Origin of the sequence: Catenulispora sp. GAS73, from assembly GCF_041262085.1 — a bacterium.
In the GTDB taxonomy this organism is placed as follows: Bacteria; Actinomycetota; Actinomycetes; order Streptomycetales; family Catenulisporaceae; genus Catenulispora.
The window spans coordinates 1-1,575 of record NZ_JBGCCM010000096.1; the positions used below are offsets into that span (position 1 = coordinate 1).

A 1,575-nucleotide genomic window follows, 5' to 3' on the forward strand; every position below is an offset into this window, starting at 1 on the left:
AGCTTGTTCTTTAACCTACTGCCGCATTCTGCCTGGCAGTGAGGCTGAGTTCGCGTTTGACGGTTTTGCCGACGTCGTGGTGTTGCGCAGGTCTGCGGTTCTTGGAGCCGGCAGGTCGTCCGGGTCCGGGCTTGCCGGGTTTCGGTGCGTCGGCGGGTTGAGCGGTGCTCGCGTGGATGTTGCGGAACCCTCGGCGGACGCGGGCCGGGGTGAGCCGGTCGGCTGCGATGGGCCGTTCCCAGGGGCGGCGGAGATCGGCGGCGAGTGGTCGGGCCAGGCGGAGCTGGGTGTGGGCGGCGATTACGAGCCAGGTCCAGCGGTCGGCGGCGGCCGGGTTGCGCAGTTTCGGGCGGGTCCAGCCGAGGGCTTGCTTGATCATGCGGAAGGTGTGCTCGATGTCGAATCTGCGCAGGAAGGTCTGCCAGAGTCGGTCGACGTCCGCGGCGGTGGCGTCGGTGCCGGACCACCACAGCCATACCGGCTTGGGGTCCCGGTCGCCGGGAAGGTGCTCGACGGTCAGCCGGATGATCGTCCCTTCGATGACCGGCAGGTCGCCGTCGTGGTCGAGCCAGCAGGTCCGGTGGAACAGCCTCGGGTGCAGCCGTTCCCAGCTGCTGGCGGTCGCGGTGCCGTAGCGGGTCGTCTCGGTGGACGTGTGGTGTGCCGGGGCCGGCCAGCTGTCGGGGTCCTTCAGCGCGAACACGGCGCCGTGCTTGGGCGGGCGGCCGTTCGTGCCGGGCGGCCGTGGCGGCGCGGGGAACAGGAACACCCGGTTTGAGCGCAGCCGTCCCAGCAGCTGGACCGGCAGCCCGTCCAGGACGAAAGCCAGGCGGGCGGCGTCGTAGCCGGCGTCGGCGACGATGAGGATGTCTGGGTCGCCGGGCTGCCACTGCCCGAGCGCGATCAAGTCGGTGACGACCCGGCGGAGTTGATCGGCGGTGACTGCGGTGGCGTCGTCGGTAGGTCCCAGCCGGACCGCGTCCAGCAGCGCCGTCCAGCAGGTGCGGCCGGGCTCCAAGGCGGCGACGAAGGAGTACGGCCAGCCGGGGATCATCTGGGCGTTGCTCTTCGCGCGGCCGTAGACGTGACAGAACAGCCGGTCGCTGCTGGTCGCCGCGTCCGGACGCAACCAGTTGCTGACATCCACCGCCAAGACGATCCGGCCCCGGTAGCGGGGCAGCGGCAGCCCGGCGAGGGTCTTGCGTAGCCAGGCGAACTCGATCGCCCCGGCGTTCAGCCCGTCGTAGAGCGCGCCGTGTCCGCGCCGGTGTTCGGCGGCTAGAGCCAGATCGACCAGGGTCTTCACCGGGCCGTCGGTGCACAGCAGCGCATCGGTGAGCTCGAACAGTGCATCAGCGCGAGCCTGGATACCGGCATAGAAGTCGCGGCGGAAACCAGACAGAACCTTCAACGCCTCGACGCGCGCGGTGGAAACCTCGAAAATGGACACGGCGGCCTTCCCCTGATCGTGTGCTTCTTGGCGGAAACACACAGCATCACGGCAAGGCCGCCGCCTTGTCAGGGCAATGAGAAACCCCGACATGAAATGATCATGCCGAGGTTAAAGAACAAGCT

The 1,575-nt window shown here is 68.6% G+C and carries 1 protein-coding gene; it reads right to left on the bottom strand.

Annotation, left to right across the window (positions count from 1 at the left end):
• Positions 1-10 precede the first annotated feature (10 nt).
• Positions 11-1,450 carry an NF041680 family putative transposase gene (locus ABH935_RS50835; protein WP_370385237.1) on the bottom strand — a complete coding sequence of 480 codons (1,440 nt, stop codon included), beginning with the start codon at positions 1,448-1,450 and terminating at the stop codon, positions 11-13.
• Positions 1,451-1,575 lie beyond the last annotated feature (125 nt).